The following is a 22,979-nucleotide window of genomic DNA, read 5'->3' on the forward strand; positions in this document are numbered from 1 at the left end:
TCACACCTTATAGTCGTAGCTGCTAATAGTAGATAAATAGAAATTCTAATAAGCTATTTATTAAAGGTTTTTGGCATTGCAGTTAGCATGATATTAAAATATATTAAAAGCCAATTGAGAAAGATAAATTTTACAGGAGGAAATCTAATATGAAACTGGCCTGCGACGTGGGTAACTGCTTTAAAGATGGCTTTGCCTGTTCCCAAATAGTGCTTTCAGCCTTTAGCACGGAATTTGGCTTGGATCGTGAAACAGCATTGAAAGTATCCGCTGCTTTTGGAGGGGGTATGGGCGGTTTAGGTGAAAACTGTGGAGCGGTCAGTGGAGCGTTGATGGCTATAGGCCTGAAATATGGCAATTCAAAGGCAAAAGATTATCAAGCAAAAGAAAAAACCTATAGACTGTCAAAGGAGTTTGTAAAGCAATTTAAAGCTCTTAATGGCTCTATTACTTGCAATGAATTACTAAATTGTGACATTAGCACTCCTGAAGGGTATCAATATGCAAAGGAAAATCTCTTTATTAAAATATGTCCCAAATTAGTAAATGATGCAGTGCAAATCGTTGGACAAATACTATAGAAAAATTTTAATCAAAAGTTCCGCTAATCAGTACCTTGCACAATGGTATTCAGCATGGCATTTTACTGTTCATTTAGATAATTAAGCTAAAATAAGATTAATGAACAGCAATGCAGAAGATTTAGACGGTAAGTGTTTCTATAGCAAAGCAATATTAAACTATTACCGCATAAAAGGAGCATGCTTTTATGATTCGCCCTTGTATCAATAAAGACTTAGATACGATTCACGAAATAATAAATGATGCATCAAGAGCTTACAAAACAGTTATCCCCGAAGACCGATTTAAAGAACCATACATGACAAAAGAAGAGCTTCAACATGAAATAGATGATGGAGTTATTTTCTGGGGATATGAAGAAAATGGCAAACTAATTGGTGTAATGGGAATTCAACGTGTTAAGGATGTAACACTTATTAGGCACGCCTATGTTCAAACAATCAATCGAAGAAAGGGGATAGGGAAGAAATTACTCTCTTTTCTGGTTGACCAAACAACAACTAATCGCCCTATTTTAATTGGTACCTGGGCTGAAGCAAAATGGGCAATAAGTTTTTATGAAAAACATGGTTTCCGCTTAGTATCACCAGAAACCAAAAACAAGTTATTAAGGACATACTGGTCAATACCCGAACGTCAAATAGAAACATCCGTAGTCCTTGCTAATCAAACATGGTTTGAAACAACCGGTGTGAAGCAATAAAAATTGCTGCATTGTATTACTGAAAAAATACAGGGGGTAAATTTATTGAAACGCAAAAAAAGTATCTTTATTTTACTCATAGTGGGAATGTTATTAGTTCTAACAGCACCGGCCATGGCTGCTCCAAAGGTTATACTGGATGGCAGCCAGCTATCCTTTGATGTATCCCCTACTATTGATAATGGGAGAACCCTGGTACCGCTCAGAGCAATATTTGAAGCACTCGGAGCTGATATTGAGTGGAATGGGGAAACAAAAACTGTTACCGCAAACAAAGAAAATACCAAGATCATACTGCAAATAGGAAAACAAACTGCTTACAAAAATGGCACTCCGGTTACTCTAGATGTGCCGGCAAAAATTATCAATGATCGCACCATGGTACCATTGCGGTTTGTAAGTGAAGCGCTTGGAGCTGACGTTAAGTGGGATGAAAATACACAAACCATAATTGTTTCATCTAACGAAACAACATCTTCGGCTAACATTGATGGAAGCGGTGTTGTTAAAGAAAAACCCGCTGAAGAAAAACCTACTGAAGAAACATCTAATCCAATAGCACCTTCTGAGCCACCTATATCTGAATCACCTATAGATGAAGCAACTTTTAACAAAGTAATTCAATCCCTGGCAGCTTATAAATCAAATTTAAAAATGTCAGATGGATCAGTGATTAACTCCGAAGAGCTTTTAAATAAAAAACCATCCGACTTTACTCTAGATGAATTTGAAAAATTAAAGACCCATAGAAATGAACTAATTAAGTATAAAATAAATCCCCAAATTAAATTACCGGATGGCTCAACTATTGGAGCTTCTGAATTAACTATTATGGGTGAGCCTATTGCGACAGCAAAACAATTAAAGAATTGGATCAACAAAGAAATGCCTCGAATAAAAATCAAAGCAGCCAATACAGGAAAAGCATTCTATGAATTTGATGAAAAATTAGCAGATTTATATATTGAAATTGGCAAAAAATATGGTATTCGTGGTGATTTAGCTTTTGCTCAAGCAACAAAAGAAACAGCATATTGGCAATTTACAGGATCTGTTCAGCCTTATCAAAATAATTACTGTGGTCTATGGGCTATAGGTAGTCCAAATACGGGTGAAGAATCTCTGAATGGGGCTGATACTAATCAAGTATCTTTTGCGAAAGGAGTACATGGTGCTATTTTTGCTACTCCCGATGCCGGAGTAGAAGCTCACATTCAGCATCTATATGCTTACGCCACCAGTAAAGATCTGCCGTCATGGGCAATATTGCTTGACCCGAGATTTATCTTAGTGAATCGTGGAGCATCATCTACATGGGAAGCTCTTAATGCGAGATGGGCGGTACCGGGTACAACTTATGGACAAAGTTTAATTCAAGATTATTGGATGGATGCATTAAAATAAAAGATATCTTAGTTACTAAACAGTGAAAAGTTGTTGTTAATCAAGATTCTGCCAACAAGCCCTCTAATTTAAACCATATATAGTAGTTAATTTTTAAAATTATGCCTTTTGAAACACTCTCCTAAACAGATAATTGGCCTGTGGGTTTTTCTTGATGCATTTTTCCGATAACAAATATACTGAGAATGAGGTGGGAAGCTGTATGAAACGCCTTATAGTCATGCTTTTAGCAACCGTAATGCTGTTCGGCCTGACAGCGTGCAGCCAACCAGTGAAGGTGACGGGAACCAACCTTGTTGCAGCCCCTGTTTATCCCAAAGGAATTGACTTTGGGGACTCGGACAAGCAGCGAGAGCTCCGGGAAAACAACCCGGTAAATAAAGATACTGTAAACGCTGTCAACCAATTCTCTTATGACACCGCGGCTCAGCTATTGAAAGGAAGCGATACAAATGGCTGTTATTCGCCATTGAGCCTGTATTATGCCCTGGCGCTGGCTGCAGCCGGAGCCGAAGACTCCACCAGGGACGAGCTGCTAACCCTTTTGGGCTTTGAAGATGCGGACAGCCTGTCGAAACAATGCGGGAACCTCTACCGCCTGCTCTATACCGACAATAAGGTTTCCAGGCTGAAGATCGCCAATTCCCTGTGGCTGGCCGATGAAACTGACGGACAGCAAATCTCCTTTAAGGACAGCTATATCAAAAACGCCACGGAGCATTTTTATACATCCATCTTTACCGCCGATTTTGCCGACGAGAATACCGGCAAGGCAATGGGCCGCTGGATCTCGGAGAACACTAACGGCACCCTTGCCCCAGAATTCAAGACAAACACCGAGCAAATCATGAGTATTCTCAACACGGTTTACTTTTACGATCAATGGACTGACCGCTTCAATGCAGAAAAGACCAAAGAGGACACCTTCTATCTTCAAAGCGGTCCGGAAGTTGTCTGTGATTTTATGAATATGAATTATTGGTCACACGGTTTCAGCAAGGGCAACGGGTATACCCGTTCTTCGCTAGGCCTAAAAACAAGCGGCAGCATGATATTTATCCTGCCTGATGAAGGCGTTGCCGTCGCAGACCTGCTGTCTTCCCCGCAAAAGCTGGAGAAAATATTTACGCAGGGCGAAGACAAAAACGGAAAGGTTGTCTGGAGCGTCCCTAAATTCAAATACGGATCCAGCTTCGACCTGGTTGATACGTTGAAAGCATTAGGTATCACCTCAGCTTTTTCTTTGGACAGCGCAGACTTCTCCGCTCTGACCAATGCCCCCGCGTTTATCTCCGGGGTCAAACAGGAAACTCATATTTCTATTGACGAAAACGGCGTGGAGGCTTCCGCGTTTACCAAGATCGACTATATGGGTGCCGCACAGCCCAAGGATAAAGCGGAAATGATACTCAACCGCCCTTTCATCTACGGTATTACGGCCGCCAACGGAGCATTGCTGTTCGTGGGCATATGTATGAACCCTGCTTCCTGAAAAATATGAGCATAATAAAAATCAGCAGGCGTAAAATATATTTTCACACCGGAGTAAAAATTTATGATGATATGGTCAATTTTCTGCTAATTACCGAAACACACCGTTTTATTCAGGAGCATGAAGCGTTAAAAGCAATTTACTACAGTAGACAGACAATAGGCGTGTCCAGTTAAGGACACAATGTCTAATAGGTGAAAATCCGACCGGGAAAAAAGGCTCCACTCTCGTAGCTTAAGAGGCACCGTGGAGTGAAAATGAAACGATAAAGCCCTCTTACAACACACTCAAGGAGTGTGAGCGAAACTCCAGTTTGCAACCACAGTGAATATAGATGTAGCCTCATCACACGAAATCCGGTGGCTGAGACGGTCTATAACGCATGAAGGCAACAAGTACTGGCCGAAAAAGAGTCTGAAACGGCAGTACTCGCCGGCAAGGTTATCTCTTTTTAAATTTATTTAAGTTGTTACCACCGTGTTACACGGAGGATTTTAATATTTACAACATCAATCAAGGGTTACAGTAGTTTCACTGTAACCCTTGATTTTATTAACCTGGAAAGTTAGGTCAAAAAGGATGCCTTTTGACAAGCCATTTCTTTCAATATCTTTTATAAGCTCATTGATACGTTTGAGTATCTGTTTGTCTTGAATCTGCCACGACAAATAATCATCCCAGGATTTGTCTGACCATATTTTATTCATCGTCAACCTCAATGAGCTCATGCACAGTACCTTTTCCTGATGCAAGCTGTTCTATTGATCTATCAATCATTGCAAGGTATTCTGCATTTTTTGCGGCCTTCATCATCGAATTATATTCCTCAAGGCTTATAATTACGACATTCTTCTCATCTTTCCGGGTAACAATTACTGTTTCCCGCTCATCGGTAACACGATCACAATATTCTTTTAATTTATTACGTATTGTCGAATAGTTAACTGCCAACATATAATATACCTCCCCTCAGATATGCACAATACATTATTGACAATATTCTGTACAATTTATTGTACTATATATTATATGTTTGTCAAGCAGTAAAGATACATGCAGCTTAAAATAAATTTTTTATATAGTATAATTTTACAAAAACAAACCGCATAAAGCGCACAATGAGCCTGCCTCTTGCCTCTTATACAAGGACAGGTTCTCTGTGCGCTTTAGTAGCATTCTACGGCGGCCAGGCTGTCGTAATACTTGTCTGCATTTTAGACCATGTAGCTTTGTGTCTCCGACTTTCGCCAGGTTTGCTCTTCCTGTTTAATATTTAAATGTTATTTAACCATTAGTGAGCATACATCCATAAGCTTGTTTTAGTTTACTTTAAATCAAATTTGACTTCTGCAGCAGCCTTCTGGCAATCACCGCAACCTCGGGGTGCCAGCAGCTTGCCATTTTTACCTGACACAATACTGGTCTTGATGCAAGCCGCTATGCTTTCTTTTGCATAGTCTGCCACTTGTGGCGGGTGCCATACGACGGAATAGGTACTGTTGGTCAGATTGTTGATGACCGCATAGTATTTGCCGTCGACAACGGTTATCCTTGTGGGTACATAATCTTATTATGAATAACGGGAAAGCTGAACTAAGAGAGAAAACAAAAACAGATTCATCCCGGCGTGAAATAGTTGTTACTGACAGGATAATAAGAGCACTAAAAAGCCAGAAGCTAAGGCAAAAGGAAATGAAGCTGCAGCACGGCCACCTATACTATAAGTCTGATTTTGTTTGCACTTGGCCAAATGGACAACCATTTAACCCTTCTCACGTTTCCAGAGCTTTCAGTCTGAGGATGAAGAAATACGATCTGCCAAACATAAGATTCCATAATCTTCGTTATTCGAACGCCTCTTTAATGCTTTCCCGGAATGCACCCATGAAGGCAGCCAGTGACCGGTTGGGTCATAGCACCATACAGATTACAAATGACCTTTACGGTCACACTGAGAGATCTGTTCAGGATGAAATAGCGCAAATTATTGATAGAGCAATATGGGGTGATTAAGCCTCTATTTTTGTGAAATGACAAAATTATTTCCATGAAATAATGTGAAATGGCCACCTTACTTTAATTAAGCAAAGTGGCCCTCAGGTGGCGGAGAGAGTGGGATTCGAACCCACGGAACGCTATTAACGTTCACTCGATTTCGAGTCGAGCGCCTTAAACCAACTCAGCCATCTCTCCGTTATATTTTTTCTTTTCTCTTAATTCCCTAAAAAACCTCTGCATAATCTCCCGGCACTCATCAGCCAACACGCCGGACACGACCTCTACCCGGTGGTTAAATCTGGCCTGCCTTACAATGTCCAAACCGGAGTCAACAGCTCCGAATTTCACATCAGGAGCACCGTAAACCAGCAACTTTACCCTGAATTGAACCAGAGCCCCCGAACACATGGCACAGGGCTCTATAGTAGAGTATAATATTACTTCATTTAATCTCCAATCACCTATAAAACGGGCAGCCTCTCTCAGAGCAAGCATTTCAGCATGAGCAGTACTATCATTCAGGCTCTCCCTTAAATTATGTCCCCTGCCTATAACCTGCCGGCCAAGAACAGCTACAGCGCCAATCGGCACTTCACCTTTTAAATAAGCCTTGTTGGCTTCCTCCAGGGCTATTCTCATAAACCCGGTATGCATCACCAGGCAGTCCCCTTTTTACTTATGATTGCACAAACCAATAACAGCATAAGTATAATGTAATTATTGCAGCATGTCAAGAAAGTCGCTGCAAGCAACTTTTGAGACAGCCATAGGCACTTGTGACAGTCAGATTATGCAGTACTAACCTTGCTTATGCAACGCAAATTTGTATTTCGTTAAACAATTACTTATCCACAGAGCCACCATAAGCATAATTTCCCAGCTCATAAGAAAGTGTGCCGCTGCCTGTATAACTTGCAGGTATATAGGATACCTTTGTAGAAGATCATATATAAAACTATCAATACGAGGATATAAAGATGCTGCTTTTGGGTCATACAGGAATAACTTATGCCGTCGTCAGAACCGCAGAGAAATTAATTTCCCACTCAGGTAGAAAAATATCCGGATTAATAGACTACCGTCTGGTTTTTATCGGAGCCATACTTCCGGATATACTTGATAAGCCATTGGGACATATTTTTTTAAAAGACACTCTGGGTAACGGGCGCATATTTGCTCATACACTGCTTTTTTCTTTATTGCTTTTTCTTATAGGTTTGTTTTACTGGGTCAAAGCTAAAAGGCCCGGAATTCTGGTATTGGCCATAGGATCATTTTTACACCTGGTTTTTGACAGCATGTGGGCACTGCCGAAAACACTTTTCTGGCCCGCCTACGGCTGGAGTTTCCCACAAATGAAATCGGATGATTATCTGTGGCAGGTTTTACTCAGGCTGGTTACCGATCCCTATAGCTACGTCCCTGAACTAATCGGTGGTTTTTTTCTCTTAACCCTGTTAAGAGAATTGAGCCACAAAAAGCAGCTAAAGCAATTTTTAAAAACCGGCAAATTATTATTTAACAATGATACTCTCAGTTAAAATTTCTTTGATGCCAGCGCCAGGCTGATGAAATAATTTGCTCTATATCCCCATACCGGGGCTGCCAGCCCAGTTCCTGTTTTATTTTTTCAGAAGAGGCCACCAGAACAGCCGGGTCGCCCGTGCGGCGATCGGTTTCCACCGCCTGAATAGGTTTACCGGTAACTTTTCGGGCGGTTTCAATGATTTCTTTGACAGAGAAGCCGTTGCCATTGCCCAGATTAAATATTGTTGATTGTCCCCCGCCGGACAGACTTTGCAAACCCATAATATGGGCATCGGCCAAATCATTCACATGGATATAATCGCGAAGACAGGTCCCGTCCGGAGTAGGATAGTCTGTACCAAAAATCTTTATTTCCGGCAAAACTCCCAGAGCAGTTTTTAACACCAATGGTATCAGGTGTGTTTCCGGGTTGTGATCTTCGCCTATATCACCGGATTCATCCGCCCCGGCCGCATTAAAGTAACGCAGTGAGACATAGTTTAGTCCATAAGCATGGTTAAACCAATTTAACATCTCTTCCACCGCCAGTTTAGTTGCCCCGTAAGGATTGGTCGGCTTCGTACGATGTTCTTCACAAATCGGGATTTCTTCCGGCTCACCATAAACTGCAGCAGTAGATGAAAAGATTAACTTACTGACCTTATTCTCCCGCATGGCTTCCAGCAAATTCAGCGTTCCTAAAACATTATTGCGGTAGTACAACCCAGGTTTGCTCATTGATTCACCAACAATACTAAAAGCCGCAAAATGCATGACCGCATCGATGGAATTCCGGCTAAAGACCTCCTGTAAAGCCTGCTTATCTGTAATATCCGCCTTTACAAAGGGTACCCCGTCAACGGCAGATAAGTGCCCATTAATCAAATTATCTAATACCAGCACCTCATAACCCTTTTTCTGAAGCTGCCGCACCACATGACTGCCTATATAACCGGCACCGCCGCATACCAAAATATTCACTTCTATTCCTCCCATTGCCGCTTATTAACACCGGCAGGTATCTATTCTTTTTCTGACAGCAATATCAAAAACGACCTTGACCAGATATACAAACAATACCACATTTAATAGAGATGTGACAATAAGGACAGGATTAAAAGCCACAGAGTTTATACCTTTTACTGTTTCATAAAGAACATAATGGGTATTAATATAAACAGTTGAGCTAAACCCGGCAGCCAGCAGCAGCAGCCTTTTATCCTTTAGATATATAAAGGCCAGAACCGACAAAGCTACTGCGGGAAACAGGTATCTTTCATGCATTCTGGTGGAAAAAGTAAACACACCTGCTATCAGCAAAAGTGCTGCCGGAGAGGCAAAGCTGATGCTGTTTCCTTTAATATACACTAACCAGGCATACAATGAAATCAAGACTATAAAAATCATTCCCCAGCTGTGATAGCTGAGAACAAACAATTCAGAGCCATCCTGTGCAAAGTTTTTCCCAATCAAAGCAAAAAAGTTAAAAGCATTAACAGATGCATAGGGGTACTCTCCCAGAGTGCCCGAAAAGAGTTTAAAAATCCAAAGCCAGCCCATTTCCAAGGAAAACGGAAGTACCACTATCAAGACCGTGCTAAAAGCAGCAAGTATTGCTTGGACAAAACTCTTAACATTTCTTTGCCTGACAAATTCAAAGAAAAGAACCGGAAGAAAAATTATTCCTTGCGGCTTCATCAGAACAGCTGCAGTAAAAAAGGCCGCGGCAAGGACCGGCTTCTTTTCCGAAAGCAGCAGTACTGCAAAAAAAACAAGCATTGTGAAAAATGAATCTACCTGCCCCCAAAAGGTTGAGTTGACTAAAACAGCAGGATTTAAGGCATAAAATGCCGCTAACAAGACACTGAGCTCTGCAGAAAGACGTTTTCCGGCTAATTTATATATCAGAAAAGCAGTAGTCATATCCGCCAGTATGGAAGGCAGCTTTAAAAGAAAATTGTAATAGTTACTCATCGACGATATGCTTGCTGTTTTTCCTATTAAGTAAAGCACATACATATAAAGCGGCGGGTAGTCGCTTGACCTGTGGCCCGAATAAACTTGCGGCAAATTATCAGCCGCAGCAGATGCCCAGCTTTTAAAGGTGTTAAGGTCAAAAGGATGGCCTTCCAGCACCGCCGCCAAACAGAGCCGTGCAAGCAGTGCGGTCATGAGCAGGCTGAGCATTATAATTCTTTCACGACCCGGTTTTATTCTTAATTTATTTTTTTCAGCAATGACATAAGCCAACACCAATACACCTAAAAATAATACCGAATAGCCAATCAATTGTGTATTATACTTTAAATCTGCCCTTATACTGTTTCCCCTCATGCCCCCACCCGGAGCTCCCATGCGGTGATTTGAATCAGGCAACGGAAAATGATTCCCGTGGTTTTGGCTTATGCCCCCCGGCGGATTAATTCTGTCGCCGGGGGGAGTCTGGGCCGATCCCGCGCTTAGGCTTTTGCTGTCCGTGCTTAAATATCCCGAATGATAGAGACAGGAAACTACCACTATCAATAACAAAAGCAGACTTATTATAATTAAACGCTTTTTTAACGGCGACATTTGGCCCCCCTCTGATTTTCTTCGAATTTTACGCACAATTTCTCAAAAAACCTCCATATCCGGTGCAAATGGTTCCTCAACTAAATATCGAATGGCCGGTTTATCTATAATCGGGAGTATTTGCTTTACCCGCGCCTTGGCTGCGGGCAAAAATCCGGCACCCGGATCATCTGCCGGAATAACAGCCTTGCAAATTCTCATTCTTATCGCCCCGATAACCTTATTTTAAAAATACCCAGAACTTGCTGCCGAAATAATTTACAACAAAGGACATTCCGGTTGCAAATGTTTTACAAATAAACATATCTAAACCAAAGCTATTGCTTACAACATCCAGCGTGATATACGATATTGAAAGTGCCAGAGCATTGACCACAATAAATTTTAAGATTTCAGCTCCGCAAGGTATATTTTTATTCCGGAAGGTCCAGTATTTGTTCAGAAAAAAACTGTTTACCGTCCCGCATGAATAGGAAATAACCTGAGATGCAAGAAAATGTTCGGGGAACAAATGGTAGAGAGAAAAGAACACCAGATAATCTATAACGGTATTGGTTAGGCCAACCAGTGAAAACAGAACAAATGACCTGGAGCTTGGTTTTACCGCAATTTGATTAGTACTCATGGGATTCCTCTTCTCTGCCAAAACCAGCTTTATTGGCAATAATATACAGTGGCCTGCCTTTGCTTTCATCATAAATCCTTCCTATATATTCACCAATAATACCTAAAACGGATAAGATTATGCCGTTTAAAAATATGCCCATAGCTATAAGAAGGGCCCAAGCAGGCAGGGTATAGGTTCCGATCAATCTTTCCAAAAGCGCAAAGAATAAATAAACAAGACTCAAAGAGGAAAAGACAAACCCCAGACAAACGGCCAGTTTTAACGGTTTATAAGAAAAGGTGGTAATGGCATCCAGGGACAGCTTAATCATTTTGCGCAGCGGATATTTGCTCTCACCCGCAAAGCGCTCTTCCCGGACATATTCAACAGCTGTTTGTCGAAAGCCGACCCAACTGACCAAGCCTCTTACAAACCTGTTCTTCTCTTTGAGATTTTTCATAACGTTGCAAACCTTGCGGTCAATTAGTCTGAAATCACCTGTATCAACCGGAATATCAATATCGGTGATGAATTTTAGCAACCGGTAAAATGCGGCTGCCGTCCATTTCTTAAATAAAGTCTCCCCTTTGCGCTCTTTACGGGTAGCATAAACTACTTCATAACCTTTCTTCCACCTTTCGATCATCTGCCAGATAACCTCGGGCGGATCCTGCAAATCAGCGTCAATAACCACAACTGCCTGGCCCAGAGCATTGTCCATACCCGCGCTGATAGCAATCTGGTGTCCAAAGTTTCTCGAAAAGTTTATTAGTTTGACATGATCATCCTGCCTGCATATTCGGTCAATAATTTCAGCTGTTTGATCAGAGCTGCCATCGTTAACAAATAATAACTCATAAGACTCACCGGTTGTATCCATTACTTTCTTTAGTCTTTCATAAGTAACTGCAATAACCGCTTCTTCGTTGAAAACCGGTACAACAATTGAATAGGTTACTATTGGGTTCATCCGGACTCAACTCCTAACTTTCCAGGCTGATTTGATATAAGGTCTCGCTGCCGTTTCTCATAGGGCCGCCCTGGTCTTGAGAAGAATTTGCGTTCATCTGCCATGCATCTTTGGGAACCTCCACACTGTTGGCACGTATCCATTCCGTCACTTCACTGCTTCCCCCTCTGCCTCCCGAACCGGAAGAAATCAAGAAGTATTTAACTTTTTTGTCTGCCACCATCTTCTTTAACTTCTCCACCGTGAGAATGGAATCACCGCCTGAAAAACCCCCCATGGCCATTACCGCCTTACCGGTTTCAATTATATAAGGCGCAGCCGAATGAGAATCGGTGACAGCAAAAAGATATGTTTCACCTGTATTATGCTTGGTCACGTATTCAAGCAATTTCTCATTAACACCGGAACCAAAATCGCCTCCCATTTGTCCCGGGGCACCACCTATTTGTCTTGGCCCACCGGCACCCGCTTGTCGACTGGGTCCGGCCTGCGGCATGACATCGTTTACACCATAGAGAAGAGGAGTGGTTGCCCAGTATAAAGGAGCCGCCAGCAATACCAGCAAACCGGCTATGGCTGTTATCCCGGATAATTTTTCTTTACCGGCAGCCAGCAACAATATCAGTGATAGAACTGCTCCTGCCGCTCCAATGCCGATAGACCAGTAAATGCCAATCTGTTTTTGATAGGGATACAATATATACAATTGAAAAGCTGTGGCAGCCAGCAAGCCGGAAGGCAGCAGCCACATTTTCCAACCTGCCCTGTCACGATACAACTGCCAGAGTTCTGCCCAACCCGCTCCTGCCAGAGCCGCGATAGGCGGGGCCAACATAATCAAATAATATTGATGAAAGAAACCTGCTATACTGAAAAACGCCATGGCCGGAAGCAGCCAGGCCAGCCAGAACAAAGTCTCTTTTTGCTTATCTTCCATCTGCTTTCTAAAGCGCAGGCCTGCCAGCAAACCAACAGCGGCAAAAGCTACAAAAGGCAGCAGCCAGCTGATTTGAGCGGAAAGTTCCGACTGAAAGAGACGAAGCGGCCCGGCTGAACCGGTACCAAACATACCGCCTCTCTGACCCTGCGGGCCGCCCCCGCCGCCGGGTGTTGGTCCGGGCCCTCTGTTACTGTCCGGGTGGGAACCATCCGGTCTGCCTGCGCCCTGCCGCATTGGCTGTGAAGAGGCGTTATCTCCGTTTTGCGCTGGCAGTTGATTGGGTACGTTAAAACCATTCTGCTGCTTTTGATCTGAGCTGCCATTCCCGCCGGGCCCCCCGCCCCTGTTCATTCCCGTAAGGCGAGACATACCGTTATAACCGAAAGCCAGTTCCAATACCGAGTTGGTTTTACTGCTTCCTATATAAGGTCTGCTATCCTGTGCAACATTATCAACAACCAGTGCCCAGGAGAGAGATACACCCGTCAAGATAACTGTTGCTGCCGAGAGAACAGCCAGCTTTTTTTTCCAGGTACTTTTAAATGCCAAAAGATAAAACAGGTAAAATGCCGGCACTACCATATAAGCCTGAAGCATTTTCATATTAAAACCAACGCCAATCATGGCAAAGGCCCCCAGAATACAAACCGGCTTATCATAGCGAATCCCCCTGAACAACAGCCAGACAGCCAGGAGAAGCGTAAACACCAGCATGCTGTCAATATTGTTGGTCCGGCTAACCGCGACAGCTATTGGTGTACAGGCCATAACCAAACTGGCCAGGCGGGCCGCCGCTTTGCCAAAAGTTGGCTTGACTATATAATAGATCAACAAAACGGAACCAACACCGGCCAGGGCCTGAGGAAGAATTACGCTCCAGCCATGAACTCCGAAGATATAAGCAAACAATGTCTGAATCCAGAAAACTACCGGTGGTTTATCTACAGTTACATAACCGCCCGGATCAAAAGAAGCGTAGAAAAAATTATGAAAATTTTGCAGCATACTGGTTACTGCTGCAGTATAGTAGGAGTTTGCGTACTGATCCGTCCAGATTTTATAAATATTTAAGAAAGCCGCCAGCAACGCGGTACTTATCAATACCAGATCAAAGCGTTGACTTTCTCTCACTTTCATATTCATTCCTCCCTCTGTTTTTATCTCTGAATTATTATGCGGGACTGCTTCCTATGGCCCGCTTGTTGTTTATGATTATAGCCAACCTTTGTGAACATATTGTGAACATACAGTGTTATCTTAACGAAAGCATAGGATGCAAACCCGCAGCACAAATCCTTTAATTTTACCGGTGGGATGAGTTTATGGCGAAGAAAGCGGAAAAGCAAGCCTGCGTGAGAAGCTAAATATGGAATAATAGGCGATGAAAAACAAATGAAATCAGAGGGATTTTAAAAAGATAGGTGTAATTTGGAACATAAATAAAGTTTTAACCAGATTATGCCATACTTAATAAGAAGCAGTTACCAAATTTAATCATGAATACTTCACTGGCAGTTCACACCATGTTCACAATAGCTTTCTATAATCATAACAGATGCGGCGGAAATAGGCCTAATCAAGCCATTTACTAAAAAGGAGTTGATTCTATGAACTCTCAACCAGCTCAGATAAATGATATGCCGGTTTTATACAAAACAGGGCTCAAAACATTCAAACCCGGATATTTAAAAAAGGCGGCGGCCATAAAAAGCGTGGTTAACAATAAATCAATCTGTAGTTTTCTAAACTCCGGAAGCTGTTTGAAAAAGGCGGGTATGAAATTAAGCACTGATTTTAATATTGTCGAAAGGGCACTTCACTGGTTAGAAAAAGAAGATTCGCATTTAGAAATGCTGGTGGGCCTCGGCTTTTGTACGGCAACCATTATCTATTTGTTCATTAACTTTATTTACTATTAACAACCGGTTATAAAAGGTTGGACCTTATAATACCGTTAGCGAACCCCGGGCTGCTCCATTTGCCTTTAGCCATAACCCTCGTTGGCTAATGAATCTGACTATACTTTGGATGGGAGGTGATAATGATGAATAAAAAGAAGCTGCTAATTGGTCTGGCAGCTGTTCTGGCAGTTGCCCTCGCAGGCGGAGGAATAATGATGTCAAAGCAAAGCACTAAGAGTACTGCTAATGGGGTTATCCAAGATAATCCTCAACAAATCTCCGACTATACTGATCTAAACAAGTCTGAGCAGGCAGGCAACACTGACAGCGACAACAATCAGGCTGCTAATGCAGCCAACCAAACAGCGAAAATTAAGCCGGAAGATAAAACAAGCGGAGAAAACGCTGACGCAAAAACACAGCAGGCGCCGGAAGGCGGCAGACCTGGAATGATGTCAGCACAAGCCGATATCGCAAAAGCACTGGGGCTAACTGAAGCAGAACTGCAGACTCAGCTGAAGTCCGGCAAAACCCCGGAGCAAATAGCACAGACAAAAGGAATGACACTCGCCCAGTTAAAAGAAAAAATGCTGGCTAATAAAAAATCGGACTTAGATTCTCAGGTGTCTCAGGGAAAGTTAACCGCTGAACAAGAACAAAACATCCTTTCAAGATTGCGGAATTTAGATTTGAGCAAACTTGGAACAGGTCCTGACAAGGCCGGTGGACCACCGCCGGGGACTCATCCCGACGCCGGTCAAAAACAATAACTTATAAAATCATACGAATTGAGGAGATATAATGAAAAAATTATCAATAGCAGCGGTAGCTTTTGCCATGGCAATCAGCGCCGCCACAATGGCAATAGCCGACACGCAGGACAGCCCGGTTGGCCAAGCAGTTCAAGGTGTATATCCGGTAATGTTAAATGAAAAAGCGCTGAGCAATCAGGCCATAGTTATTAATGGAACCTCTTATCTTCCGGTAAGAGCACTGGCTGAGGCTCTCAATATGAATGTTAGCTTTGAAAACAATACGGTTATCCTAAAAGGCACCGGCACTGCGGGACAACAGGCAAATCGCCCGCAAGACGGCGGACAGCATTCCAATCCTATGGAAGGAATAACTGAAATATTGGGTATTACGGCTGATGATTTGCAGACCCAGCTAAAGGCGGGGACTACTCTGGAGGAAATAGCTATTAGCAAAGGAACAACACTTGACGCATTAAAGACCCAATTAATAACTAACACCAAAGCCGAGTTAGACGCTCAAGTGTCTGAGGGTAAGATTACCTCCGAACAGGCCCAAAGCATGCTGAGCAAAATGCAGAGTATGGACCTAAGCAAGCTGGGAGCAGGCCCCGGCATGGGCGGAGAGAAGCCTGTTGACGGCAATCAAGCGCAAACTCCCTCAAGCAATTAAAATAAGTATTATAGAAGACGGCTTTCTCATGATAGCTGTCTTCTTATTTTTTTTGCTGAGCCAACCCTTCAATTACCTTTTGGTAAAAATCACGCCAGGAGGGGACTAATCCAGCCAGGTGCGGCAGCTCCGTTTCCGGTACCTCTATAACTTTTTTATTGCCGGTTCCTTTTGATTTATCCTTAACCGGTTTTTTTCTTTTGTTCCCCTTTTTTTTATTACTCATACAGACAGCTCCTGTCCAGCAAGAATCATAGATATCTAATTAGCGACCCATTCCCTGCGCAGGGCAAAAACCTCCCTCAGTTCACCGGTAGACAGCTCGGTAATCCAGGCTTCACTGCCGCCGACAATCTGCTCGTTTAAGCCCTGTTTACGCTCAAGCATCTCATCAATACGTTCTTCCAGCGTACCCAGACAGATAAATTTATGCACCTGAACATGCCGCTGTTGGCCAATCCTATGTGAGCGATCAGTTGCCTGGTTTTCCACGGCCGGGTTCCACCAGCGATCAAAATGAAAGACATGGCTGGCTGCTGTTAAATTAAGCCCTAATCCACCTGCTTTAAGTGACAGAACAAATATATTGCTGGGATTTTTTGTTGTATCAAAATTTTGAAAACCTGTGATCATTTCCTCTCTCCTGGCTCTGGGTGTTCCACCGTACAAGAAATAAACCTCTTCTTTCAGTTCTTTTTGCAATAGCCGCTGGATCATTTGCCCCATCCCCACGAACTGGGTAAAAATCAAGCAACTATCCCCTTCCTGCCGCAGCTTTTCCACCATTTCCAAAAGCCTCTCCAGTTTTAGCGACCTTTCTCTGATATTGGACGGAACCTCCTCTTTTAAAAAAAGAGCCGGGTGATCGCACAACTGCTTCAGTTTCATCAAGGTGGAAAGAATCACACCCCTGCGGGCCATACCGGCAGCTTCCTCTAAACGTTCAAACATATTCTGCAACGTATTTTCATAAAGTGAGGCCTGCTCTACTGTTAGCGGGATGTACTCCTTGAGTTCCTGTTTTTCAGGCAAATCCAGTTCAATAGCCGGATCTGTTTTAACCCGCCGCAGGAGAAAGGGTCTAATGAGTCTCTGTACTTGTTTTATATGCTTCTCTTCTCGCTTCCGCTCAATAACACTGACAAAACGCTTATTGAATTCGTTGATGCTGCCCAAATATCTGGGGTTTAAAAAGTCCATGATCGACCAGAGTTCTGTCAAGCGGTTTTCCATTGGCGTACCGGTAAGGGCTACCCTGTGCCTGCCCGCAAAACGCCGTATTGCCGATGCCTGCTTGGTATAAGCATTTTTAATATGCTGTGCCTCATCCAGACAAATACAATCCCATTCCACGGAACCCAGCTCCGTCTCGTCCAAGTGAGCCAAATTATAGGAAGTCAGCACCAAATCTTTTTCTGCCAAAGATCGTGGGAAAGCTTCTCCTTTTTCGCGTTGGGAACCGTAATGCAGGTGCACCCTTATATCAGGAGCAAACCTGGCCAGTTCCTTCTGCCAGTTGCCTATCACTGAAGTAGGGCAGATTAACAGGGAGGGCGTGGACGGATTCTCCTTTTCCTTGACTTTCAAAAGATAAGAAATCCATTGAATTGTCTTGCCCAGGCCCATATCATCGGCCAGGCAACCACCTAGTCCGAAGCGGCGCAAAAAGAGCAGCCAGGAACTTCCCCGCACTTGGTACTGGCGCAGCTTGCCGCGAAAAGCTGAAGAGGGTTCCTCCAGACAAACATCTATTTGTTGTTTTAACTGTTCTACCATACTGCTCAACTGCTGGTTCAGTTCCACCTCTACCTGCAGGTCTTCCTCAACTCCACCGTCCTCATCTGTAATTTTCTCTTCCCGGTCCGGCGAGAGAAAATGCATTTGTAAAAGCTCCGGCAAAGACATGTTCTTTTTCTGTTTAATAATTTTTTGCACCTTTTGCAAAAACGCTGGATCCAACTGCACCCATTTACCCCGAATCTGCATTAAGCGGCGCTTTTTATCAGCCAACTGGCGAAACTCCTCTTCCGATAACTCCACATCCCCTACTGACAGACGCCAATCAAACTGTACCAGCCGGTCTGCTCCCAGCCAGCCCTCACCCCAGTTGCCAACGGAAGAACGGGTTTTTACCTTCAAAAGCGGTTTCAGATGCTGCACCTCTTCCCACCATTTAGGTAAAAAAACAGTATAACCGGCATCCGCCAATTGCAGACTGTCGGATGCAAGAAATTGCCAGGCCTCTGTCTCGCCCAATTCCCGGCGAAGCAATGACGGCTCTTCTCCTGTCTGGCAGCTATTCTGCCGGTCAGCCAGCCAGGGCACCAATTCCAACCAGCGGTTAATATCCCGGACAATTTTCCTCCGGTGATCCTCCCATTGAGCCGGAACTTCTGCCTCGGCAACCAGGATGTTATCCTCCGACTGGCTTGACTCCGGAGCGCTGTTTGCCCGCAGAAAAGCTTCATCGACTGAAAATAAATCCGGATGCCATTCAACCAGCTTAGCTGCATCCACTTTATCCTGCAACAAGACCTTTAAATTCCACTCGCTATAATCCTCTCCCGGCTCAATAAGCTGGAGGCAGGTCTTAAAGGGAGTATCGTCCTGCTTCCAGCCAATGGCCTCTAACCAGCTTTCTTCGTTACTTATATTTACGCCGCTATGATTACCAAGCAAGGGGTATATTTGCCGCAGGTTAACCCAGGCCAGACTTATTTCCTGATTTTGCGCAATCAAATCATTAATTATACCGTCTATCCATTCTGCTGTATAGTGGGGCAGAGCAGACAAATCCTGGTCGGCAGGCCAATCCAGCTTCCAGGCAGGTTTCCCGGCCGGCCATCTCTGAAAATCAGGCCGCCAATGACCCTGGCTCAGAGCCTCTTTAATCCGGGGGGCAATTTGCCTTAGTTTAAGAATTTCCTCACTCCATTGCCAGTCAAGAAACTTACTGTAAGTGGACTCAGCAAAAAAATCCAGAGCCAGACGAGGTGAGAGCTTCAATCCCACCTGACGGTTGTGCTCCATAGTTTCAACGAACGTGCCGTAAAAGGTTGGACGGTGGCGAGTGAAAAGGCGGAATTTCAATTCTGTAACATTGGACATATAATGATTAATTAAATCCTGCTGCTCGGCCCGGATAAAAAATACCCCTTCCCCCAGCCATTGCGAAGAAACTCGAATGATATTACGCGGCGTCATATAATCAATTTTCCTTTCCGCAATTCTTCATGTAAGGCCCTGTTGCGCGGGTAGAAGTCAACCAAACTCAGAATAAAATTGCTCCACTCATCCTTTAGTTTAAGTTTATTGTAGACAGTCCGCAGTTTCTTCAGCAATTTCACCGCCTCCTGATAGGCCTTGCGATTTTTCTCATCAATAAACTGTACTATTCTGTGGTGATAGAGGGGGATTAGCGCCTGCAAGTGTTCTTCCTGCACCGTGGACAGTTCATGGGAATTTACTCCGGGCAGGTGGCTGTTGCGGCCATCGTAAGTAAATTTTCTGGCATGACAAATATGCAGGTCAGCCCAATCCTCGTATCGTTCATTGGCAAACAAAAAATCCGCTAAAATATTACGACTGCGGGGCAGCCAGGATTTCAGACGCTGTTCCGCTTCTTCGCAAGCACCGTCATATTGGGCGGTTGTCAACCAATACCGGCAAACCGAATCAAAATCCTGGTTGCCCGCACTCTCCATTAAGGGTGACAACCAGCGCAGCCAAGGCAGGAGCCTGTCCCAGTCTTTAGCCCGGCTAAATAAGTCTAAATAATCAAAAAAAACATTCGGAGAGAAAAATTTCTGTTCCCGCAAAAGAAGCCTGGCCTCTTTGTCCTTACCGGCCATTATTTTAAAATGAACCAAACCCAGTGTGACAAAAAAGTATTTAGGTGTTGCAGCTTCAGCTTTTTTTTGCACATCTTCCAACAACCCGTATACCCTTTTAACCCATAGCGGGTGGTTAAAAACATTAGACCACAGCAAACGAAAATAATACAGCCAATCAAAAATCAGGTTATTGTTCAGCAACAAATGCCGGTTGATTATATTAATGGGTTTGATGAGAAATTGTACATATTCGTCTTTTTTCTCCAGTGTCAGATTTTGAGGAATACTTTCTAACAGTTCACTGGTATAAAGCTCATAAATACCCTGTGTTATGTAAATATTACCCTTCTCTTTATTTATTTTTTCCAGTTGGCTTAAAAAAAACAAAATGGCGTTGAGCCGATATATGTCTCGTTTTTCCCCGGGCCAATTCTGGCTGTAGGGATAAGGAGTATCACGAAATTTTATATACACCTTATCAAACAAGTAGGTATGATTGAAATAATAACCCCAGGGGTTAATAAATTGTTCATTTTCCCGATAAATTAAATCCAGCGTTATCTTAAAATGATCGTACCATAAGTCAACTTCTTTGGGAGATTTCTTTGGATTATCTCTCGTATTCTTATCCACAGGATTCTTATTAGCCGGTAAAGCTTTTTCTATACTGCCGCCCGGCCCCTTTCTACTAATCTCAAAATACTCCCAAAAATCATTTGGATCATTATATTGTGCATACAGGTTAAAAAAGGCGGCAGCCAGATGTTTGCAGTACCTGCCTTCGGGACAAGAACAACGGCTCTGAGAAAAATTCTCTAAATCAATATTAACCGTATAAAGACCGTTATACAAACCAGTTCCCTTTACTTTAGCCTCCACCGCGGAATTTTTCAGATTTATCTGTTTGATACGTCCTTTATGAAAATATTTCAGTCCCAGTTTCAAAGTATCATAATTTAGATTATCTGCTATTTCCCCGGATAACCTCTCCAATAGGTTATCTGCGATTTTTATATTCAACATGGATTTAACACCCCGGAATAAATACTTTACCTTGCTTATTTTATCACAAATATAGGAATATTGACTACTGACCGCTGCGTACAAGAAGTTAGCCCCAAGAAACTTTCCAGGCAGCAATAGATACTTGTTCTGCCTTAATATAATCATAATTTGCCGGGATTATCAAGAAAGTTGCTCTAAGCAACTTTCGCGCAACCACAGGTACTCGTGCTCGTCGGAAATTATGCGGTATACCTTAACTTAGCCACAAGTTCATCATAAGCATAATTTCCTAGAGTGCAAGAAAGTTGCTCTAAGCAACTTTCGCGCAACCACAGGTACTCGTGCTCGTCGGAAATTATGCGGTATACCTTAACTTAACCACAAGTTCACCATAAGCATAATTTCCTAGAGTGCAAGAAAGTTGCTCTAAGCAACTTTCGCGCAACCATAAGTACTCGTGCTCGCCGGAGTGTAAGAAACCCCTGCCGCAGATAAATCGGCAGGGGTTTTTCACTTTAGGAAAGATTATTTAGCAATCGAAATACAACATAAACTCGTAGGGGTGCGGGCGCTTCCTTACGGCATCTACCTCACGGGTCATCTTATACTCGATCCAGGTCTCCAGCAGATCCTTATCAAAGACACCGCCCTTCAGCAAGAACCCATGATCAGCTTCCAGGGCCTTGAGAGCACCTTCCAGGGAAACCGGCAATGATTTAATTTCTGCAGCTTCTTCCGGAGTGAGTTCATACATGTCTTTTTCCAGCGCATTGCCCGGATGTATTTTATTCTGAATCCCGTCAATACCTGCCATAAGCATAGCGGAGAAGGCCAGGTACGGGTTGCAGGTGGGATCCGGGAAACGCAGCTCAATGCGTTTGGCTTTAGGATTATTGGAATACATAGGTATGCGAATAGAGGCACTCCGGTTGCGCTTGGAATATACCAGGCTAACAGGTGCTTCAAAGCCCGGCACCAACCGTTTGAAAGAGTTAGTGGTGGTATTGCAAAGAGCGGACAAAGCCGGTGCGTGCTTCAAAATGCCACCGATGTAATACAGGGCGGTTTCGCTCAATCCGGCATAACCGTCAGCATCGAAGAATAAAGGCTGCCCGTCTTTCCAGAGACTCTGGTGCACGTGCATACCGGAACCGTTGTCCAAAAAGAGTGGCTTAGGCATAAATGTAGCGGTTTTACCGTATTTAACCGCAGTATTTTTAATTATATATTTAAAGAGCATAAGCTGGTCGGCCATTTTTACCAGAGGCGCAAACTTCATATCAATCTCAGCCTGACCTGCAGTGGCAACTTCATGATGCTGGGCTTCCACAACAATGCCGCACTTTTGCATGGTCAATACCATCTCGGTGCGCAGGTTCTGCATGCTGTCAACCGGAGCAACAGGGAAATAACCTTCTTTATAGCGTGGGCGGTAACCCAGGTTAGGGCCGCCTTCCATACGGCCAGAGTTCCAAGCGCCTTCTTCTGAATCAATGAAGTAATAACCGGAATGCTGGTTCTGGTCAAAACTTACGCTGTCAAAAATAAAGAATTCTGCCTCAGGCCCCCAATAGGAGGTATCAGCTATACCGGTTTCTCTAAGATATTCCTCCGCCTTTTGAGCTATAATACGGGGATCGCGGTTGTATTTTTCACCTGTCAAAGGATCATAAATATTGCAGATAATGCTCATAGTCGGCACTTCACAGAAAGGATCGATTATAGCGGTATCCGGATCCGGAATTAAAATCATATCGCTTTCATTAATGGCTTTAAAACCACGAATGCTGGAACCGTCAAAACCAAGCCCCTCGGTAAAAGTACCCTCATCAAACTCGGTCATAGGTACCGAGAAATGCTGCCAGGTACCGGGCATATCAATAAATTTGATATCAACCATCTGAACTTCTTTATCTTTGGCCATGCTTAGAACTTGTTTAACTTTTTCAGACATTTGCATTTTTCTCTCCTTTCATTTAAGCAAGGTTGATAAATTTACTTTTTTTCCGGTTTTAGGCTCA

Annotated in this window: 23 protein-coding genes, 1 tRNA gene and 1 riboswitch; of the genes, 9 read left to right on the forward strand and 15 right to left on the reverse strand. The window is 43.3% G+C overall.

What is annotated here, in order from left to right:
• Positions 1 to 149 precede the first annotated feature (149 nt).
• The 4 genes from DTOX_RS20720 (at position 150) to DTOX_RS20735 (ending at position 4,181) form a co-directional block, all read left to right on the forward strand.
• On the forward strand, positions 150 to 581 hold the full coding sequence (locus tag DTOX_RS20720; RefSeq protein WP_015759633.1) for a C-GCAxxG-C-C family protein: 432 nt from the start codon (positions 150 to 152) through the stop codon (positions 579 to 581).
• Between the two features lie 188 nt (positions 582 to 769).
• Entirely contained in the window at positions 770 to 1,285 is a 516-nt protein-coding gene (locus tag DTOX_RS20725; protein ID WP_015759634.1) for a GNAT family N-acetyltransferase, read from the forward strand.
• 45 nt (positions 1,286 to 1,330) lie between these two features.
• Positions 1,331 to 2,689, forward strand: a complete 1,359-nt coding sequence (locus DTOX_RS20730; RefSeq protein WP_015759635.1) for a stalk domain-containing protein — start codon at positions 1,331 to 1,333, stop codon at positions 2,687 to 2,689.
• Positions 2,690 to 2,891: 202 nt separating this feature from the next.
• A complete protein-coding gene (locus DTOX_RS20735) occupies positions 2,892 to 4,181 on the forward strand; it encodes a serpin family protein (protein ID WP_015759636.1) in 1,290 nt (429 codons plus the stop codon).
• A 509-nt stretch (positions 4,182 to 4,690) separates the two neighbouring features.
• Here the strand turns inward: DTOX_RS20735 and DTOX_RS25530 are convergent.
• From DTOX_RS25530 to DTOX_RS23335, 3 genes are all read right to left on the reverse strand, one after another.
• The gene (locus DTOX_RS25530) at positions 4,691 to 4,888 is read right to left on the reverse strand and encodes a type II toxin-antitoxin system YoeB family toxin (protein ID WP_015759637.1); all 198 of its coding nucleotides are present in this window, start codon (positions 4,886 to 4,888) and stop codon (positions 4,691 to 4,693) included.
• Positions 4,881 to 5,135, reverse strand: coding sequence for a type II toxin-antitoxin system Phd/YefM family antitoxin (locus DTOX_RS20750; protein ID WP_015759638.1), 255 nt, complete (start codon positions 5,133 to 5,135; stop codon positions 4,881 to 4,883). The genes DTOX_RS25530 and DTOX_RS20750 overlap by 8 nt, the downstream gene beginning before the upstream one ends.
• Before the next feature lie 224 nt (positions 5,136 to 5,359).
• A riboswitch (cyclic di-GMP riboswitch) is annotated at positions 5,360 to 5,449 on the reverse strand.
• Positions 5,450 to 5,505: 56 nt separating this feature from the next.
• Positions 5,506 to 5,646 carry a hypothetical protein gene (locus tag DTOX_RS23335; protein WP_157863032.1) on the reverse strand — a complete coding sequence of 47 codons (141 nt, stop codon included), beginning with the start codon at positions 5,644 to 5,646 and terminating at the stop codon, positions 5,506 to 5,508.
• 86 nt (positions 5,647 to 5,732) lie between these two features.
• On the opposite strand from DTOX_RS23335, the gene DTOX_RS20755 reads away from it, so the two are divergent.
• Entirely contained in the window at positions 5,733 to 6,194 is a 462-nt protein-coding gene (locus tag DTOX_RS20755) for a tyrosine-type recombinase/integrase (RefSeq protein ID WP_278184564.1), read from the forward strand.
• 88 nt (positions 6,195 to 6,282) lie between these two features.
• On the opposite strand, the gene DTOX_RS20760 is transcribed toward DTOX_RS20755, so the two are convergent.
• Both DTOX_RS20760 and tadA read right to left on the reverse strand, forming a co-directional pair.
• A tRNA-Ser gene (locus tag DTOX_RS20760) sits at positions 6,283 to 6,374 on the reverse strand.
• A complete protein-coding gene (gene tadA / locus DTOX_RS22610; RefSeq protein WP_015759639.1) occupies positions 6,351 to 6,833 on the reverse strand; it encodes a tRNA adenosine(34) deaminase TadA in 483 nt (160 codons plus the stop codon). The genes DTOX_RS20760 and tadA overlap by 24 nt, the downstream gene beginning before the upstream one ends.
• Before the next feature lie 323 nt (positions 6,834 to 7,156).
• On the opposite strand from tadA, the gene DTOX_RS20765 reads away from it, so the two are divergent.
• Complete coding sequence (locus DTOX_RS20765; RefSeq protein WP_015759640.1) at positions 7,157 to 7,720, forward strand: metal-dependent hydrolase; 564 nt, start codon at positions 7,157 to 7,159, stop codon at positions 7,718 to 7,720.
• On the opposite strand, the gene galE is transcribed toward DTOX_RS20765, so the two are convergent.
• Genes galE through DTOX_RS20795 form a run of 6 tightly spaced genes read right to left on the reverse strand, consistent with a single transcriptional unit; the run spans position 7,713 to position 13,931 of the window.
• Positions 7,713 to 8,687, reverse strand: coding sequence for a UDP-glucose 4-epimerase GalE (gene galE / locus DTOX_RS20770; RefSeq protein WP_015759641.1), 975 nt, complete (start codon positions 8,685 to 8,687; stop codon positions 7,713 to 7,715). The two genes, DTOX_RS20765 and galE, sit on opposite strands and share 8 nt — an antisense overlap.
• Positions 8,688 to 8,711: 24 nt before the next feature.
• Positions 8,712 to 10,277 carry a glycosyltransferase family 39 protein gene (locus DTOX_RS20775; RefSeq protein WP_015759642.1) on the reverse strand — a complete coding sequence of 522 codons (1,566 nt, stop codon included), beginning with the start codon at positions 10,275 to 10,277 and terminating at the stop codon, positions 8,712 to 8,714.
• Positions 10,278 to 10,319: 42 nt separating this feature from the next.
• Positions 10,320 to 10,478, reverse strand: a complete 159-nt coding sequence (locus DTOX_RS23340) for a hypothetical protein (RefSeq protein WP_157863033.1) — start codon at positions 10,476 to 10,478, stop codon at positions 10,320 to 10,322.
• Between the two features lie 19 nt (positions 10,479 to 10,497).
• A complete protein-coding gene (locus DTOX_RS20785; RefSeq protein WP_015759643.1) occupies positions 10,498 to 10,902 on the reverse strand; it encodes a GtrA family protein in 405 nt (134 codons plus the stop codon).
• Positions 10,892 to 11,854 (reverse strand): glycosyltransferase family 2 protein, encoded by a 963-nt coding sequence (locus tag DTOX_RS20790; RefSeq protein ID WP_015759644.1) that lies wholly within the window; start codon positions 11,852 to 11,854, stop codon positions 10,892 to 10,894. The genes DTOX_RS20785 and DTOX_RS20790 overlap by 11 nt, the downstream gene beginning before the upstream one ends.
• A gap of 13 nt (positions 11,855 to 11,867) precedes the next feature.
• The gene (locus DTOX_RS20795) at positions 11,868 to 13,931 is read right to left on the reverse strand and encodes a glycosyltransferase family 39 protein (protein WP_015759645.1); all 2,064 of its coding nucleotides are present in this window, start codon (positions 13,929 to 13,931) and stop codon (positions 11,868 to 11,870) included.
• 470 nt (positions 13,932 to 14,401) lie between these two features.
• Here DTOX_RS20795 and DTOX_RS20800 point away from each other — a divergent pair, with 470 nt between their 5' ends.
• From DTOX_RS20800 to DTOX_RS20810, 3 genes are all read left to right on the forward strand, one after another.
• Entirely contained in the window at positions 14,402 to 14,713 is a 312-nt protein-coding gene (locus DTOX_RS20800) for a hypothetical protein (RefSeq protein WP_015759646.1), read from the forward strand.
• 122 nt (positions 14,714 to 14,835) lie between these two features.
• Positions 14,836 to 15,465, forward strand: a complete 630-nt coding sequence (locus DTOX_RS20805) for a hypothetical protein (RefSeq protein WP_015759647.1) — start codon at positions 14,836 to 14,838, stop codon at positions 15,463 to 15,465.
• 31 nt (positions 15,466 to 15,496) lie between these two features.
• Positions 15,497 to 16,120 carry a hypothetical protein gene (locus tag DTOX_RS20810; RefSeq protein WP_015759648.1) on the forward strand — a complete coding sequence of 208 codons (624 nt, stop codon included), beginning with the start codon at positions 15,497 to 15,499 and terminating at the stop codon, positions 16,118 to 16,120.
• A gap of 43 nt (positions 16,121 to 16,163) precedes the next feature.
• Here the strand turns inward: DTOX_RS20810 and DTOX_RS20815 are convergent, their stop codons facing one another.
• From DTOX_RS20815 to glnA, 4 genes are all read right to left on the reverse strand, one after another.
• Positions 16,164 to 16,346 (reverse strand): hypothetical protein, encoded by a 183-nt coding sequence (locus tag DTOX_RS20815; protein WP_015759649.1) that lies wholly within the window; start codon positions 16,344 to 16,346, stop codon positions 16,164 to 16,166.
• Between the two features lie 35 nt (positions 16,347 to 16,381).
• On the reverse strand, positions 16,382 to 19,324 hold the full coding sequence (locus DTOX_RS20820; protein ID WP_015759650.1) for a DEAD/DEAH box helicase: 2,943 nt from the start codon (positions 19,322 to 19,324) through the stop codon (positions 16,382 to 16,384).
• Entirely contained in the window at positions 19,321 to 20,976 is a 1,656-nt protein-coding gene (locus tag DTOX_RS20825) for an SWIM zinc finger family protein (RefSeq protein WP_157863034.1), read from the reverse strand. The genes DTOX_RS20820 and DTOX_RS20825 overlap by 4 nt, the downstream gene beginning before the upstream one ends.
• A 511-nt stretch (positions 20,977 to 21,487) precedes the next feature.
• The gene (glnA, locus tag DTOX_RS20830; protein WP_015759652.1) at positions 21,488 to 22,918 is read right to left on the reverse strand and encodes a type I glutamate--ammonia ligase; all 1,431 of its coding nucleotides are present in this window, start codon (positions 22,916 to 22,918) and stop codon (positions 21,488 to 21,490) included.
• Positions 22,919 to 22,979: the final 61 nt, after the last annotated feature.

Origin of the sequence: Desulfofarcimen acetoxidans DSM 771, from assembly GCF_000024205.1 — a bacterium.
Classification (GTDB): Bacteria; Bacillota; Desulfotomaculia; order Desulfotomaculales; family Desulfofarciminaceae; genus Desulfofarcimen; species Desulfofarcimen acetoxidans.